Annotated in this window: 19 protein-coding genes; 3 read left to right on the top strand and 16 right to left on the bottom strand. The window is 38.6% G+C overall.

The window, feature by feature from the left end:
- The first annotated feature begins 13 nt into the window (after window positions 1–13).
- The gene (locus tag DB313_RS05885) at window positions 14–463 is read left to right on the top strand and encodes a hypothetical protein (RefSeq protein ID WP_120104949.1); all 450 of its coding nucleotides are present in this window, start codon (window positions 14–16) and stop codon (window positions 461–463) included.
- 202 nt (window positions 464–665) lie between these two features.
- On the opposite strand, the gene DB313_RS05890 is transcribed toward DB313_RS05885, so the two are convergent.
- From DB313_RS05890 to DB313_RS05950, 16 genes are all read right to left on the bottom strand, one after another.
- Window positions 666–1,199: a DbpA/DbpB family decorin-binding adhesin gene (locus DB313_RS05890; RefSeq protein WP_161555038.1), complete on the bottom strand. Its 534-nt coding sequence runs from the start codon at window positions 1,197–1,199 to the stop codon at window positions 666–668.
- Between the two features lie 481 nt (window positions 1,200–1,680).
- Window positions 1,681–1,947 carry a hypothetical protein gene (locus DB313_RS05895; RefSeq protein ID WP_120104951.1) on the bottom strand — a complete coding sequence of 89 codons (267 nt, stop codon included), beginning with the start codon at window positions 1,945–1,947 and terminating at the stop codon, window positions 1,681–1,683.
- Between the two features lie 2,062 nt (window positions 1,948–4,009).
- Window positions 4,010–4,288, bottom strand: a complete 279-nt coding sequence (locus DB313_RS05905) for a hypothetical protein (protein WP_238614548.1) — start codon at window positions 4,286–4,288, stop codon at window positions 4,010–4,012.
- A gap of 767 nt (window positions 4,289–5,055) precedes the next feature.
- Window positions 5,056–5,772 (bottom strand): variable large family protein, encoded by a 717-nt coding sequence (locus DB313_RS05910; RefSeq protein ID WP_120104953.1) that lies wholly within the window; start codon window positions 5,770–5,772, stop codon window positions 5,056–5,058.
- Window positions 5,741–7,021 carry a variable large family protein gene (locus tag DB313_RS05915; protein WP_161555039.1) on the bottom strand — a complete coding sequence of 427 codons (1,281 nt, stop codon included), beginning with the start codon at window positions 7,019–7,021 and terminating at the stop codon, window positions 5,741–5,743. Before DB313_RS05915 ends, DB313_RS05910 begins: the two co-directional genes overlap by 32 nt.
- Complete coding sequence (locus DB313_RS06485) at window positions 6,978–7,118, bottom strand: hypothetical protein (RefSeq protein ID WP_161555040.1); 141 nt, start codon at window positions 7,116–7,118, stop codon at window positions 6,978–6,980. Before DB313_RS06485 ends, DB313_RS05915 begins: the two co-directional genes overlap by 44 nt.
- Window positions 7,119–7,203: 85 nt before the next feature.
- The gene (locus tag DB313_RS05920; protein WP_120104955.1) at window positions 7,204–8,211 is read right to left on the bottom strand and encodes a variable large family protein; all 1,008 of its coding nucleotides are present in this window, start codon (window positions 8,209–8,211) and stop codon (window positions 7,204–7,206) included.
- The gene (locus tag DB313_RS06390) at window positions 8,165–8,362 is read right to left on the bottom strand and encodes a hypothetical protein (protein ID WP_152031122.1); all 198 of its coding nucleotides are present in this window, start codon (window positions 8,360–8,362) and stop codon (window positions 8,165–8,167) included. The genes DB313_RS05920 and DB313_RS06390 overlap by 47 nt, the downstream gene beginning before the upstream one ends.
- The gene (locus DB313_RS05925; protein ID WP_152031123.1) at window positions 8,319–8,645 is read right to left on the bottom strand and encodes a hypothetical protein; all 327 of its coding nucleotides are present in this window, start codon (window positions 8,643–8,645) and stop codon (window positions 8,319–8,321) included. The genes DB313_RS06390 and DB313_RS05925 overlap by 44 nt, the downstream gene beginning before the upstream one ends.
- Window positions 8,587–8,814 (bottom strand): hypothetical protein, encoded by a 228-nt coding sequence (locus DB313_RS05930; RefSeq protein ID WP_120104957.1) that lies wholly within the window; start codon window positions 8,812–8,814, stop codon window positions 8,587–8,589. The genes DB313_RS05925 and DB313_RS05930 overlap by 59 nt, the downstream gene beginning before the upstream one ends.
- Window positions 8,815–9,151: 337 nt before the next feature.
- Entirely contained in the window at window positions 9,152–9,832 is a 681-nt protein-coding gene (locus DB313_RS05935; protein ID WP_420808997.1) for a variable large family protein, read from the bottom strand.
- Window positions 9,795–10,082, bottom strand: a complete 288-nt coding sequence (locus tag DB313_RS06640; protein ID WP_161555042.1) for a variable large family protein — start codon at window positions 10,080–10,082, stop codon at window positions 9,795–9,797. Before DB313_RS06640 ends, DB313_RS05935 begins: the two co-directional genes overlap by 38 nt.
- Complete coding sequence (locus tag DB313_RS05940) at window positions 10,060–11,124, bottom strand: variable large family protein (RefSeq protein ID WP_420808998.1); 1,065 nt, start codon at window positions 11,122–11,124, stop codon at window positions 10,060–10,062. The genes DB313_RS06640 and DB313_RS05940 overlap by 23 nt, the downstream gene beginning before the upstream one ends.
- Window positions 11,100–11,396: a variable large family protein gene (locus DB313_RS06645; protein ID WP_161555043.1), complete on the bottom strand. Its 297-nt coding sequence runs from the start codon at window positions 11,394–11,396 to the stop codon at window positions 11,100–11,102. The genes DB313_RS05940 and DB313_RS06645 overlap by 25 nt, the downstream gene beginning before the upstream one ends.
- Entirely contained in the window at window positions 11,374–11,988 is a 615-nt protein-coding gene (locus tag DB313_RS05945; RefSeq protein ID WP_120104960.1) for a hypothetical protein, read from the bottom strand. The genes DB313_RS06645 and DB313_RS05945 overlap by 23 nt, the downstream gene beginning before the upstream one ends.
- Before the next feature lie 26 nt (window positions 11,989–12,014).
- The gene (locus DB313_RS05950; RefSeq protein ID WP_120104961.1) at window positions 12,015–13,025 is read right to left on the bottom strand and encodes a variable large family protein; all 1,011 of its coding nucleotides are present in this window, start codon (window positions 13,023–13,025) and stop codon (window positions 12,015–12,017) included.
- A 277-nt stretch (window positions 13,026–13,302) separates the two neighbouring features.
- On the opposite strand from DB313_RS05950, the gene DB313_RS05955 reads away from it, so the two are divergent.
- Window positions 13,303–14,445: a variable large family protein gene (locus DB313_RS05955; protein ID WP_161555041.1), complete on the top strand. Its 1,143-nt coding sequence runs from the start codon at window positions 13,303–13,305 to the stop codon at window positions 14,443–14,445.
- Between the two features lie 91 nt (window positions 14,446–14,536).
- On the top strand, window positions 14,537–14,875 hold the full coding sequence (locus DB313_RS05960; RefSeq protein WP_120104963.1) for a hypothetical protein: 339 nt from the start codon (window positions 14,537–14,539) through the stop codon (window positions 14,873–14,875).
- The last annotated feature ends 79 nt before the right edge of the window (window positions 14,876–14,954 follow it).

Raw genomic sequence — 14,954 nt, forward strand, 5'->3', positions numbered from 1 at the left:
ATGTGTTTAATTGATGAAAAGAGTTGCTAGTCAATATTTTATTTTTTTATTTTTTATATTCTTTATGTTTTCTTGTTCGACTCTTTATTTGGAAAATATCGAAGGGTTGAGTAAGGATTCTAAGTATATTAAATTTATTTTTGGTAAAAATAAGGTGTCTTTAAGACATTATTTTACTATCTCTGGTAAGTTAAATTTGAGATATAAAGAACCGTTATTTTTGAAAGTTGGCAATAATATTGTAGCTTCATTTTTACTTGAACGATACAGAAGAATTGGTGATAAATATATTCAAGCTTTTTTTAGTGTTGGCAAAGATATTTCTTTAAAAACATATTTAGAATGCATTAAGGCTAGAAAATTTCTTATTATAAATAGTTCTGGAACAATTATTAAAACCGTTGTATTTTCTAAGTTGCCAGATAGTGAAGATATTTTACATCAGAATAGTAAGATTGTTTGAGATGTACATTTTTATTATTTTAATTTAGTAGAGAAAGATTGAAGAACTTGATTTTGAAAATTAAGCTTTTCTTATTTGAGTCAGATTATTTAAGTGTAAATGTATGATAGTATGGTTGAATTTTAATAGCAGTTATTTGTACTTTGCTTAAGTGCAAATAACTGCAGATATATTAAATTTAGTTTAATAAGTTAAATCGACTTTATTTAGCTTTTTTGGATGCTAGTTTAATCTTTTTTTTTTCCTCAGCAGCTTTTTGTTTTTCTTTAACATTTTGCAACTTTTCAAATAATTTGTCATGAACATTTGTTATTGTTTCATATGAATCAGCAATTTTTCCATCAGCAGCAATTTTAACTGTATCTGTAGCTTGTTGTATACCAATTTTTTGCATAGAATCTGCTACACCTAAAATTATATTAAATATTTCTGCAAATTGCTTATTAGTGCCTTTTTCTCCTAACTCATCAATAGTGTCTTTCATTGAACTTAAGAAAGTTTCACCAACTTCAATAACTTTAAGTTTGACATCTTTTATCCTAGGATCACCAACTCCCTTGCTACCTGTTTTGTTTGCTAAACTGTCAATAGTAAATCCAGATTCTTTGACAATCTGATCGATTTGATTTTTAGCATCACTAGAAGAATTGTCCACTTTTGTTTTTAAGTGAGTTGGTAACATACTACAGGAGGCTAGTAAAATAAGAATTGAAGTTATTTTTAATATCTTTGACATATATTGTCTCCTTTTACTTTGCGTTTTATGTAAGCAAGTATATCTCATTAGTTATTGGACTACAGAATTAATAACATTTTTTATTATTAATAATTGTCAAGAATTGCAAGTTTTTGTGTTTTATATAGATTTTAAATAAGGCTGCAGTCTATTCGTGCTTTTAAAATTTCACATATATGTGTAATGCTAGATACTTAAGGTAATAATTCAAATGAAATTGATGTTTAGGGTAGTAATAATGAACATGTTTGTTGAGTGAATTAATAATATCCGCAACCAGATTTCTAAGATTTCTACTAGAGATCAATAGTAACAAGATTTATATAAGAAAAATATTAACCCTAGATATAGATTATAGGTAGTTTTTGTATAAACTTAGATAACGAACTTTCATTAAGATGTTTAAAATTAGATATTTGAAAAGAGCAAGTTATATATGTTTTCAAGTAAAAATGTTATTTTAGATTATTGTATTTTTTACTTATTTCCCATCGTAACTATTAAGTTTCTTTTTAAAGAGAGTACTTAAAATTTTAGACCTTAATTCAAGTTCTTGAACTTTGTTTTTTTGTTCCTTTTTAATATGATCCATCCAATCATCAATCCCTTTATCTATTCCATACTGCCTTTGAAATTCTCTAAATTCTCTATCCAACTGATCAGTATTGTAATCAACTTGAGATATAAACGCTTGAATATCTAGGTCATATTTTAAACTTTTCCTTTTAGGAAATCTAATCAACTTCACATAAAGATCCTTAAATAAGCAAAAATAGAGAACTTATTTTACAAGTAAATAAATTATGTATGTTTTACATGTTAGAGCAAAAATACAGTTTTGTAAATATAGTAAATATAAGAATATGTCTTTTCTTGAAGACTTTTAGTTTTAGTCACTTAATCTTATTTGTTGATACGTAATGAAATTTATTACAAATAAAATCGAATTAGCTTTTATAGAAAGCTGAGCTAAAGTTAATTAATAATGGAGGGTTCTTTATGACATCAATAATAGTATATTCTTGTTTAACTGTATGTGTAGCATATTTTTTTAGTGAAATAAAGAAGCTTATTTTAAATCTGCATGTATCTATTGGGAATTTTTTTCAAGCCTTGTATTTGTTCTTTGAAATGTTAACTTTAATTTTGTATTTATTAATTAATAATAAGGTTTATAAATTTACTGCTATAGGATTAATAGTTAGTTTTTGTGTGATGATCTTCTTTCAGTAATAAAGATATTCATACAGAAACTTTTCAATAGAGCAGATGTGATAATTATTCTGTATTAAAGTGTGTTAAAGGAGCATATCGCTGATAAAAAGCAATTACTTAATTTTTATTGGAAAGATAGAAGTAAGTAATTGAAATGCTATATATTAAGGAATAATTTTTATTAAAATGTTTTTCTATATGCAGGTGATATTTCTAATTACTAATTTAGGGAAAGGTGAAATACTTTTTGTAGTATCAGTTACTAGATAAGGTTGAAAGCCTAAGATATGAGTAGTGATAATAGTTTCTTTATTAAAAAATTTAATTTTAGTATTTTGAGTACAATAATATGCCAATCTTTGTTATTAATGTTATTTAAGAAGTTTATATGGACTTTACAAGGCCAATCTTTAGTATCAATAATATGCAACAAAGTGGTTTTTAGGTTGATTTAATATCATAGATGAGTAATTCCATTACTCTGTGGGGTACAGGAAGAGCACCTGATTCTAAGAGATCGTTTTAAGTATCCACTAGAATTAGCATATAATTTTAAGGTAAAATTAGGTATAACCTCTTCACAAAAATCATTATATCTAATAGTATTTATATTACTGTTTTAGTTTCAGTGGTATACATAAATATTAGATCCTTAAGCATGTCTCTTAAAATTGAGAAAAATTAGAGAAAATAAACGACATAAAAGGCAATTTTAAGATAAATTAATCAAATAAAATTATTTTATTCAATGATTCTTATATGAAGACAATATTAAAAAGCCACATCCATAATATTGAATCATTAGGACATGACTTGAAGAATTACATTAAGTTGCGACTAATGTTGTCGCCCTTACTATATTTACAAATTTGATTATTCGACTATAAACTTGTAAGGATTGTTATGCTCCTTCATTGCATTTTAGAGAATCACCCTGTTAAAAACTGGCTTACACATAAAAACCGTACCCTAATTTTTTTTGTAACAGAAGATTACTTATGTACTTCTTATAGAAATTCTTTTTCACTATACCTCTCCTCAATTGAAACATACTTTAAAAAACACATTACAACATATAATGAATTTTTTGTCAACTAAAATGTATAAGATAGATACTTTTTGAGTTTTTAATCCATAAAAAAAGTAGATTTTTTTATCTAATTATTATAATTTGAGCGTATGGTAAGTAAAGAAGTAATTATAAATTTACCAAATGATATCAAAAAGATTAATAAGGTTTTATATGTAAAACTTGAATATAAATAAGATACTATTGAATAAATAATAAAGCAAAAAGAGAACAAAATTAGAGTAGGGTTTAAATTTTAAAGTAGGATTTTATAGTTTAAATGATAAACTGTAAGTGGAGAATGTATATAGCAGGTTTCCCTGTAACAACTTCTTATCTAGCATGTGTATAATAGGGTTTCCTGTAAATTTTTCTAAGAGTAGCCTATTCTAAGCTTTAGAGTAAAAGTTTGTTTTCAATAATTATAATCATTTGTCATATTCAGTGATATTGGGAAAAATCATTATTTTGAAGTATTGAATTATAGGGATAGTTTCCATATCATTTATCTTTAGAGATATAATAATCATTCTTTGATTATTAATTTTCTAAATTTGGGCATTTTTCCCCGAATTTCCCTTTTTATTTCAAATTTGTATTTTTCATTATTTTTAAACGAAAGTAAACTAAGAGTTAGATACCTTAAAAAATCTTCAGGAATTAACATTATGTTTCCTACTCTAATATAACATTCTAACACTTCTAACTTATATCTTAAATGACTCTTTGTAATTTTATAACTAAACTTACTTTTAAGGACTTCTTGTGCTTCAGAAACCTTGTAAAAAGAGTGCCCTTCTATCATTCTCATAAAGTTAAATATAAACATAATTAACAAATAAAAAACTTCAAAAGTAAACACTCTATTTTGTAGAATAAGATATTGAATTTTTAAATTTGTGAAATAATATTTGAATAAGGAAAATTCTTTATCTTTTTTATAATTTATGTTAAATAAGGTAAGTGAATTTTAGCAGGTGAATTGTATTCACCTTCTTTTAATTTTAAGAGTACTAAAAAAATATAGTTGTTTTTTAGTACATTATTAACTTTCCCTCCTCTCCATTTTGGGAAGGTTAATTTTTATTGATTCTTTGTTACAAGTTTATTTGAGATTAATAGTTAAGTTTTTTCATTGATAAGGAAAGGTTAAATTTTAAAATAAAATAAGATATCATAATTGATTGAATATTTTGTCAAGACTTTGTTTTAGGAATCATTATTAAGAGAGGAATATTGTAAAAAATTGAGCATTGATCTACCCTTTTGGGATTATTTTTTCTGTTAATTTCTTTTCTTAGGTGTCTTGTTGATATCTCAGTATTTATTTTTATTCGTCAGTTTTAAGTAATATTACTTCTTTTTATTTTATAGGGATAATGCATGTTTAGTTTTGTATACTAATGAGTCAAATTTATTAAATCTTTCTTTTTTCGTTTTATAATTGATGTTTTATTTAGGGGATTTTGACTACTTTATGAAGTAATTTGAGATTTTATTTTGATTTAATCTGGGTTTAGGTTTTTTAGTTGATTATTCTTCGGAATCATAAGCAAACAGTGTTTGGCATCATTAGCAGTTGCCTGCTACACCAAGAGTGGCGTTTGGTAGTACTAAGTCGATTATTGTCTTGACTGCCCCTGCTACTGCTTTTGCCTCTCCAGTGATTTTATCTTTATCAGTTGCATCAGTAGGCCCATCTCCAGCAGCACTAGGGGCTATAGTAGCTTCAGCAGCACCAATCTCAGCAGTGATTGCCTTAAGCGCTGCGCCTATTGCTTCAGGGGCAGGCGCAGCAGCCCCGAATTTACCTGTTTTAGTTATGGCTCTAAGTGCTACTGCCGCTGAAAAGATATCGTCTTCTAGGTCTTTGTCAGTATCACTACTACCAACAATAGCCTTAATGTCGTCGTCATCAGCCTTACTTGCACCATCATTCGCAGTAGCAGCATACCCGCCTGCTAGGGTTGTTGCCTTGGTTGTAGTAGCATCATCTGCTATTGCCTTTAGCATCCCCTCTCCTGTTGCCTTTGCTACTATAGTAGCTGCTGCTTTTCCTGCTGCTGCAGTGGCTTTAGCATGATCACCAGTACTACCAGCATTGGCAAAAAGTGTTATCGCGTCGCCTGCAGTTGCCTGCTTTGCTGTTGCTACTACAGCGCTCTTGCCTTCACCAAGTTTAGCGTTTGGTAGTACTAGGTCAATTATTGTCTTGATTGCCCCTGCTACTGCTTTTGCCTCTCCTTTGATTGTATCTTTAGCAGTTGGCAGGCCCAGCTCCAGCAGCACTAGGGGCTATAGTAGCTTCTTCAGCACCACCTGTAATATTGGCAGTGATTGCCTTAAGCGCTGCTGCCACTGCAAAGACATCGTCTGATAGTGTTGTGGCACCATCACTACCAACAACAGCCGTAATGTCTGCGTCAGCAGCGCTTGCACCATTAACCACAGTAGCAGCATACCCGCCTGCTAGGGCTACTGCCTTGGCTGGTGCAGTAGTAGCATCTGCTATTGCCTTTAGCATCCCCTCTCCTGTTGCCTTTGCTACTATAGTAGCTGCTGCGTTTCCTGCTGTCTCTGTGGCTTGAGTATTAGCACCAGTAGCACTAGTAGCAAACAGTGTTATCGCATCGCTTGCTGCTGCCTTCTTTGGTGCTTTTACGACCTCGCTAGTGCCTTCACCAAGCTTAGCGTCTGGTAGTACTAGGTCAATTATTGTCTTGATTGCCCCTGCTATTTTACCTGCCTCTCCTTTGATTTTATCTTTATCATCTGCAGCAGTAGGCCCATCTGCATCAGCACTAGGGGCTATAGCAGCGTCAGCACCTGCAATATTATCAGTGATTGCCTTAAGCGCTGCTTCTGCAAAGACATCATCTGCTAGGTTTTTCTCTGTAGTCTTACCAACAATAGCCTCAATGTCTTTGTCATCAGCATTACTTACACCATCAGCCCCATCGTCTGCTAGTCTTACTGCCTTGGTTGATTCAGTAATAGCATTCTTTGTGTCTTCTTTTACTATATCAGTTTTCTTAGAGGATCCGTCACTTTTTATCTTTGCTATGCTTTCTTGTATCTTCTTTATGTCTTTCTCAACTCCACTCTTTATTGCATACATTAGTGCTCCTAACAGTTTGTTTACTGCTGCACTTGCTGCTCCGCCTATTGCTGCTTGAGCATCAGCAGCCCCCTTAGCCCCGAATTTACCTGTTTTAGTTATGGCTCTAAGTGCTACTGCTCCTGCAAAGATATCGTCTGATAGTTCTGTGACACCATCACTACCAACAACAGCCGTAATGTCTGCGTCAGCAGCACTTGTTGCACCATTCTCTGCACCAGCAGCATACCCGCCTGCTAGTCTTACTGCTTTGGTTGGTTCAGCAGTAGCATCATCTGCTATTGCCTTTAGCATTCCCTCTCCTGTTGCCTTTGCTACTATAGTAGCTGCTGCGTTTCCTGCTGCCTCTGTGGCTTCTGCTTTACCACCAGTGCCTTTATTGGCAAACAGTGTTATTGCATCGCTTGCAGTTGCCTTCACCAAGTTTAGCGTTTGGTAGTACTAGGTCAATTATTGTCTTGATTGCCCCTGCTATTTTACCTGCCTCTTCTTTGATTTTAGCTTTATCATCTGCCAAAGGCCCATCTCCCGCAGCACTAGGGGCTATAGTAGCTTCTTCAGCACCAATCTCAGTAGTGATTGCACCATCAGGTTTCCATAATCTAGTTACAACATGCTCCTCCTGCTATTGCTTTAGCATCAGCCTCAGCCTTAGCCCCGAATTTACCTGTCTTAGTTATGGCTCTAAGTGCTACTGCTCCTGCAAAGATATCGTCTTCTAGTTCTGTGACACCATCACCACCAACAACAGCCTCAATGTCTGCGTCATCATTAGCACTTGCACCATCATTCGCAGTAGCTTCATACCCGCCTGCTAGTCTTACTGCTTTGGTTGTAGCATCATCTGCTATTGCCTTTAGCATTCCCTCTCCTGTTGCCTTTGCTACTATCGCAGTTGCCGCTTTTCCTGCTGTCTCAGTGGCTTTAGTATCTCCAGCACTGCCTTTATTGGCAAAAAGTGTTATCGCGTCGCCTGCTTTAGCCTTCTTTGGTGTTGTTACGACAGCGCTTTTGCCTGTGCTTTTAGCAGCGTTTGGTAGCACTAGGTTGATGATTTCCTTGATTGCCGCTGCTACTTTACCTGCCTCTCCTTTGATTTTATCTTTAGCAGTTGCATCAGGCCCATCTCCAGCAGCACTAGGGGCTATGGCATCGTCAGCAGTACCAATCTCAGTAGTGATTGCCTTAAGGGCTGCTTCTGCAAAGACATCATCTGCTAGGTTTTTCTCTGTAGTCTTACCAACAATAGCCTTAATGTCTGCGTCTTCAGCACCTGTAGCACTATCAACGTAGCTTTTAGTAGTTGTAGCCTCTGCTTTCTTTGTGTCTTCTTTTACTATATCAGTTTTCTTAGAGGATCCGTCACTTTTTATCTTTGCTATGCTTTCTTGTATCTTCTTTATGTCTTTCTCAACTCCACTCTTTATTGCATACATTAGTGCTCCTAACAGTTTGTTTACTGCTCCTGCAAAGATATCGTCTTCTAGTGTTGTCTCTGCTGCACCAACAACAGCCGTAATGTCTTTGTCTTCAGCACTCTTAACACCATCAGCCTGTTTAGCTTCATACCCGCCTGCTAGTCTTACTGCCTTTGGTTGCAGTAGTAGCATCTGCTATTGCCTTTAGCATCCCCTCTCCTGTTGCCTTTGCTACTATCGTTACGGCCTTGTTTCCTGCTGCCTCAGTGGCTTCTGCTTTAGCGCCACCAGCACTGCCTTTATTGGCAAACAGTGTTATTGCATCGCTTGCAGTTGCCTTCACCAAGTTTAGCGTTTGGTAGTACTAGGTCAATTATTGTCTTGATTGCCCCTGCTACTTCTTTTGCCTCTCCAGTGATTGTATCTTTAGCAGCTGCATCAGGCCCATCTGCATTAGCACTAGGGGCTATAGTAGCTTCTTCAGCACCACCTGTAATATTGGCAGTGATTGCCTTAAGCACTGCTGCTGAAAAGATATAGTCTGCTAGTTCTTTGTCCGTACTCTTACTACCAACAATAGCCTGTAATATTGGCAGTGATTGCCTTAAGCGCTGCTGCTCCTGCAAAGATATCGTCTTCTAGGTTTTTGTCATTTTCACCAACAACAGCCGTAATGTCTGCGTCATTATTACCAACAGTTGTTGCACCATTCTCTGCACCAGCAGCATACCCGCCTGCTAGTCTTACTGCTTTGGTTGGTTCAGCAGTAGCATCATCTGCTATTGCCTTTAGCATCCCCTCTCCTGTTGCCTTTGCTACTATAGCAGCTGCCGCGTTTCCTGCTGTCTCAGTGGCTTTAGTATGATCACCAGTACCAGTGGCAAACAGTGTTATTGCGTCGCCTGCTGTTGCCTTCTTTGGTGCTTTTACGACCTCGCTTTTGCCTGTGCCTGTCTTAGCGTCTGGTAGTACTAGGTCAATTATTGTCTTGACTGCCCCTGCTACTTTACCTGCCTCTCCAGTGATTTTAGCTTTAGCAGCTGCCCCAGGCCCATCTCCCGCACCACTAGGGGCTATAGTAGCTTCTTCACCACTAATCTCAGCAGTGATTGCACTATCAGGTTTCCATAATCTAGTTACAACATGCTCCTCCTGCTATTGCTTTAGCATCAGCCTCAGCCTTAGCCCCGAATTTACCTGTTTTAGTTATGGCTCTAAGTGCTACTGCCGCTGAAAAGATATCGTCTTCTAGGTTTTTGTCTGTATCACTACTACCAACAATAGCCTCAATGTCTGCGTCATCAGTACCATTTGTTGCACCATCATTCGCAGTAGCTGCATACCCGCCTGCTAGGGCTACTGCTTTGGTTGTAGCATCATCTGCTATTGCCTTTAGCATCCCCTCTCCTGTTGCCTTTGCTACTATCGTTACGGCCTTGTTTCCTGCTGCTGCAGTGGCTTTAGTATTTCCAGCAGTGCCTTTATTGGCAAACAGTGTTATCGCATCGCCTGCTTTAGCCTGCTTTGCTGCTGTTACGACAGTGCTCTTGGCTGTGCCAAGTTTAGCGTTTGGTAGTACTAGGTCAATTATTGTCTTGATTGCCCCTGCTACTGCTTTTGCCTCTCCAGTGATTGTATCTTTATCAGTTGCATCAGGCCCAGCTCCAGCAGCACTAGGGGCTATAGCGTCAGCAGCACCACCTGTAATATTGGCAGTGATTGCCTTAAGCGCTGCTGCGATTTTTGTCATCTTTTCACTTGTGGTCTTGATGGCTTCAGTGGTTGCACCATCCGGCGCTTTGAGCGGATTTATCTCCTATTGATTCAGGAGCTTTAGCAGCCTCACCCTTAGCCCCGAATTTACCTGTTTTAGTTATGGCTCTAAGTGCTACTGACGCTGCAAAGATATCATCTTCTAGTTCTTTCTCATTCTCGCCACTACCAACAATAGCCTTAATGTCTTTGTCATTATTAGCACTTACACCATCAGCATCATTAGTAGCATACCCGCCTGCTAGGGCTACTGCCTTTGTTGTAGCATCATCTGCTATTGCCTTTAGCAGTTGTTGTAGCCTCTGCTACTATAGCAGCTGCCTTGTTTCCTGCTGCTGCAGTGGGTACAGCATTAGGAGTAGTACCTGTGGCAAACAGTGTTATTGCATCGTTTGCTGCTGCCTGCTTTGCTGTTGTTACGACAGTGCTCTTGGCTGTGCCTTTCTTAGCTTTTGGTAGTTTTTTGGCATTCTCGCCACTACCAACAATAGCCTTAATGTCTTTGTCATTATTAGCACTTGCACCATAGCTTTTAGCAGTTGTAGCCTCTGCTTTCTTTGTGTCTTCTTTTACTATATCAGTTTTCTTAGAGGATCCGTCACTTTTTATCTTTGCTATGCTTTCTTGTATCTTCTTTATGTCTTTCTCAACTCCACTCTTTATTGCATACATTAGTGCTCCTAACAGTTTGTTTACTGCTGCACTTGCTGCTCCGCCTATTGCTTCAGTGGCAGGCGCAGCAGCAGCCCCCTTAGCCCCGAATTTACCTGTCTTAGTTATGGCTCTAAGTGCTACTGCTCCTGCAAAGATATCATCTTCTAGTTCTTTCTCAGTTTCACCAACAACAGCCGTAATGTCGTCGTCATCAGTACCTGTTGCACCACTAGCCTGTTTAGCAGCATACCCGCCTGCTAGTCTTACTGCTTTGGTTGTAGCATCATCTGCTATTGCCTTTAGCATCCCCTCTCCTGTTGCCTTTGCTACTATAGTAGCTGCTGCTTTTCCTGCTGCCTCTGTGGCTTTAGCATGAGTAGCATCAGCAGTGCCTTTATTGGCAAACAGTGTTATCGCATCGCTTGCTGCTGCCTTCTTTGCTGTTGTTACGACCGCGCTTTTGGCTTTGCCTGGCTTAGCATCTGGTAGCACTAGGGTGATGATTTCCTTGATTGCCCCTGCTATTTTACCTGCCTCTTCTTTGATTTTATCTTTAGCAGCTGCCAAAGGCCCATCTACCGCACCACTAGGGGCTATAGTAGCTTCATCACTAATCTCAGTAGTGATTGCCTTAAGCGCTACTGCGATTTTTGTCATCTTTTCACTTGTGGTCTTGATGGCCTTACTGCTCCACTTGCTGCTCCGCCTATTGCTTCAGTGGCTTTAGCAGCCTCAGCCTTAGCCCCGAATTTACCTGTCTTAGTTATGGCTCTAAGTGCTACTGCTCCTGCAAAGATATCATCTTCTAGTTCTTTCTCAGTAGTACTACCAACAATAGCCTTAATGTCTTTGTCATCAGTACTCTTAACACCATCAGCTGCACCAGCAGCATACCCGCCTGCTAGGGCTACTGCCTTGGTTGTAGCATCATCTGCTATTGCCTTTAGCAGCGTTTGGTAGCACTAGGTCAATTATTGCCTTGATTGCTTCAGCTACTGCCTTTGCCTCTTTCTTGATTTTATCTTTAGCAGCATTTGCATCAGGCCCATCTCCAGCAGCACTAGGGGCTATGGCATCGTCAGCAGTACCAATCTCAGCAGTGATTGCCTGTAGGGTTACTGCTCCTGCAAAGACATCGTCTGATAGTTCTGTCACACTAGTACCACCAACAATAGCCGTAATGTCTGCGTCATTATTAGCACTTGCACCATCAGCCCCATTAGCTGCATACCCGCCTGCTAGGGCTACTGCCTTTGTTGCAGTAGTATCATCTGCTATTGCCTTTAGCATCCCCTCTCCTGTTGCCTTTGCTACTATAGTTACGGCCTTGTTTCCTGCTGCCTCAGTGGCTTTAGCATGAGTAGCAGTACTAGTGGCAAACAGTGTTATCGCATCGTCTTTAGTTGCCTGCTTTGCTGTTGCTACGACAGCGCTTTTGGCTGTGCCTGGCTTAGCATCTGGTAGCACTAGGGTGATGATTTCCTTGATTGCCCCTGCTATTTTACCTGCCTCTTCTTTGATTTTATCTTTAGCAGCTGCCAAAGGCCCATCTACCGCACCACTAGGGGCTATAGTATCGTCAGCAGCACCAATCTCAGTAGTGATTGCCTTAAGCGCTGCTGTAGTGCTACTGCCCCTGCAAAGATATCGTCTTCTAGTTTTTTGTCTGTACCCTCATTACCAACAATAGCCTCAATGTCGTTGTCATCATCAGTACCATTTGTTGCACCACTAGCCTGTTTAGCAGCATACCCGCCTGCTAGTCTTACTGCTTTGGTTGGTTCAGCAGTAGCATCATCTGCTATTGCCTTTAGCATTCCCTCTCCTGTTGCCTTTGCTACTATAGTAGCTGCTGCGTTTCCTGCTGTCTCTGTGGCTTTAGTATGATCACCAGTACCAGTGGCAAACAGTGTTATTGCATCGCCTGCTGTTGCCTTCTTTGGTGCTTTTACGACCTCGCTTTTGCCTGTGCCTGGCTTAGCATCTGGTAGCACTAGGGTGATGATTTCCTTGATTGCCCCTGCTATTTTACCTGCCTCTTCTTTGATTTTATCTTTAGCAGCAGTTGCATCAGGCCCATCTACCGCACCACTAGGGGCTATAGTAGCTTCTTCAGCGTCAGCACCTGCAATATTATCAGTGATTGCCTTAAGGGCTGCCGCTGAAAAGACATCATCTGCTAGGTTTTTCTCTGTAGTCTTACCAACAATAGCCTTAATGTCTTTGTCATTATTAGCACTTGCACCATAGCTTTTAGCAGTTGTAGCCTCTGCTTTCTTTGTGTCTTCTTTTACTATATCAGTTTTCTTAGAGGATCCGTCACTTTTTATCTTTGCTATGCTTTCTTGTATCTTCTTTATGTCTTTCTCAACTCCACTCTTTATTGCATACATTAGTGCTCCTAACAGTTTGTTTACTGCTCCACTTGCTGCTCCGCCTATTGCTTCAGTGGCAGGGGCAGGCGCAGCCCCCTTAGCCCCGAATTTACCTGTCTTAGTTATGGCTCTAAGTGCTACTGCCGCTGCAAAGACATCGTCTGATAGTTCTGTCACACCAGTATCACCAACAACAGCCGTAATGTCTGCGTCAGCAGTATTCTTAACACCATCAGCATCATTAGTAGCATACCCGCCTGCTAGTCTTGCTGTTGTGACTACCTTGCTCTTTTCTTTGCCTCTTTCGTGATTTTAGCCATCAAGACCACAAGTGAAAAGATGACAAAAATAGCAGCAGACATTAAGGCTATTTTTGTCATCTTTTCACTTGTGGTCTTTGTATGCATTTGTATGCAATAAAGTTGAAAAAAAAGAAAAGAGAGATATAATGTACAATATCTTAGAAACAGGAGAGGGACTAATGATAAAACTAAAACAAATAAAAAATAGCCTACTGGTGCTGATACTACTGCTATGCAGCTGTGGAGCCGAGACGGCGGCGGATGGAAGTGACCTAGTACTACCAGACACCAAGGCGGGTAAGTTTATACAAGCACTAATAGATCTAGGTAATAACTTTGCAAAGGCAATGGCTTCGTTTGGAGAAATGCTAGGCGAGATGGTGGGACTAGGCAAAATAAATAACGCAACAAAAAAGAAGGACGTAGCAGATACAATTACGAAAACACAAAATACACTAGAAAAAACGAACAAGGAGTTAACATCGCTCAAAGCGCCGGATGGTGCAACCACTGAAGCCATCAAGACCACAAGTGAAAAGATGACAAAAATCGCAGCAGCGCTTAAGGCAATCACTACTGAGATTGGTGCTGCTGACGATACTATAGCCCCTAGTGCTGCTGGAGATGGGCCTTTGGCAGCTGCTAAAGATAAAATCAAAGGAGAGGCAAAAGCAGTAGCAGGGGCAATCAAGACAATAATTGACCTAGTACTACCAGACGCTAAGACAGGCACAGCCAAAAGCGCTGTCGTAGCAACAGCAAAGCAGGCAACTGCAGGCGATGCGATAACACTGTTTGCCAATAAAGGCACTGCTGGAAATGCTGTACCCACTGCAGCAGCAGGAAAAGCAGCAGCTACTATAGTAGCAAAGGCAACAGGAGAGGGAATGCTAAAGGCAATAGCAGATGATGCTACAACCAAAGCAGTAGCCCTAGCAGGCGGGTATGCTGCTACTGCGAATGATGGTGCAAGTAAGGCTGATGACGACGACATTACGGCTGTTGTTGGTAGTGATGGTGTCACAGAACTATCAGACGATATCTTTGCAGGAGCAGTAGCACTTAGAGCCATAACTAAAACAGGTAAATTCGGGGCTAAGGCTGAGGCTGCTAAAGCCACTGAAGCAATAGGCGGAGCAGCAAGTGCAGCAGTAAACAAACTGTTAGGAGCACTAATGTATGCAATAAAGAGTGGAGTTGAGAAAGACATAAAGAAGATACAAGAAAGCATAGCAAAGATAAAAAGTGACGGATCCTCTAAGAAAACTGATATAGTAAAAGAAGACACAAAGAAAGCAGAGGCTACAACTGCTAAAAGCTGATCAAGACCACAAGTGAAAAGAGACCAAAAAGGTCTCTTTTTTTTTGTGAAGACGATAAAAGTGGACTATACTTAAAATAAAGGAGCAAGTAGTGCTTATAACTTTTGATATCTTTGCAGGAGCAGTAAACAAACTGTTAGGAGCACTAATGTATGCAATAAAGAGTGGAGTTGAGAAAGACATAAAGAAGATACAAGAAAGCATAGCAAAGATAAAAAGTGACGGATCCTCTAAGAAAACTGATATAGTAAAAGAAGACACAAAGAAAGCAGAGGCTACAACTACTAAAAGCTACGTTGATAGTGCTACAGGTGCTGAAGACGCAGACATTACGGCTGTTGTTGGTAGTGAGGGTACAGACCTAGTACTACCAAACGCTAAGACAGGCAAAGGCAACTGCAAGCGATGCAATAACACTTTTTGCCAATAAAGGCAGTGCTGGTGGTTAAAGGCTGTTGTTGGTGCAGCAGAGACAACACTAGTCTTTTTGTACTATTTCATTTTTAAAT

Source organism: Borrelia turcica IST7, assembly GCF_003606285.1.
GTDB lineage: Bacteria > Spirochaetota > Spirochaetia > Borreliales > Borreliaceae > Borrelia > Borrelia turcica.

Excerpts from the sequence above, each read along its gene's own strand:
- DB313_RS05920 (WP_120104955.1), bottom strand. The coding sequence starts at position 8,211 with ATGCTACTACTGCAACCAAAGGCAGTAAGACTAGCAGGCGGGTATGAA.
- DB313_RS05890 (WP_161555038.1), bottom strand. The coding sequence starts at position 1,199 with ATGTCAAAGATATTAAAAATAACTTCAATTCTTATTTTACTAGCCTCC.
- DB313_RS05955 (WP_161555041.1), top strand. The coding sequence starts at position 13,303 with ATGATAAAACTAAAACAAATAAAAAATAGCCTACTGGTGCTGATACTA.
- DB313_RS05930 (WP_120104957.1), bottom strand. The coding sequence starts at position 8,814 with ATGCTAAAGGCAATAGCAGATGATGCTACTGCTGAACCAACCAAAGCA.
- DB313_RS05905 (WP_238614548.1), bottom strand. The coding sequence starts at position 4,288 with ATGATAGAAGGGCACTCTTTTTACAAGGTTTCTGAAGCACAAGAAGTC.
- DB313_RS05885 (WP_120104949.1), top strand. The coding sequence starts at position 14 with ATGAAAAGAGTTGCTAGTCAATATTTTATTTTTTTATTTTTTATATTC.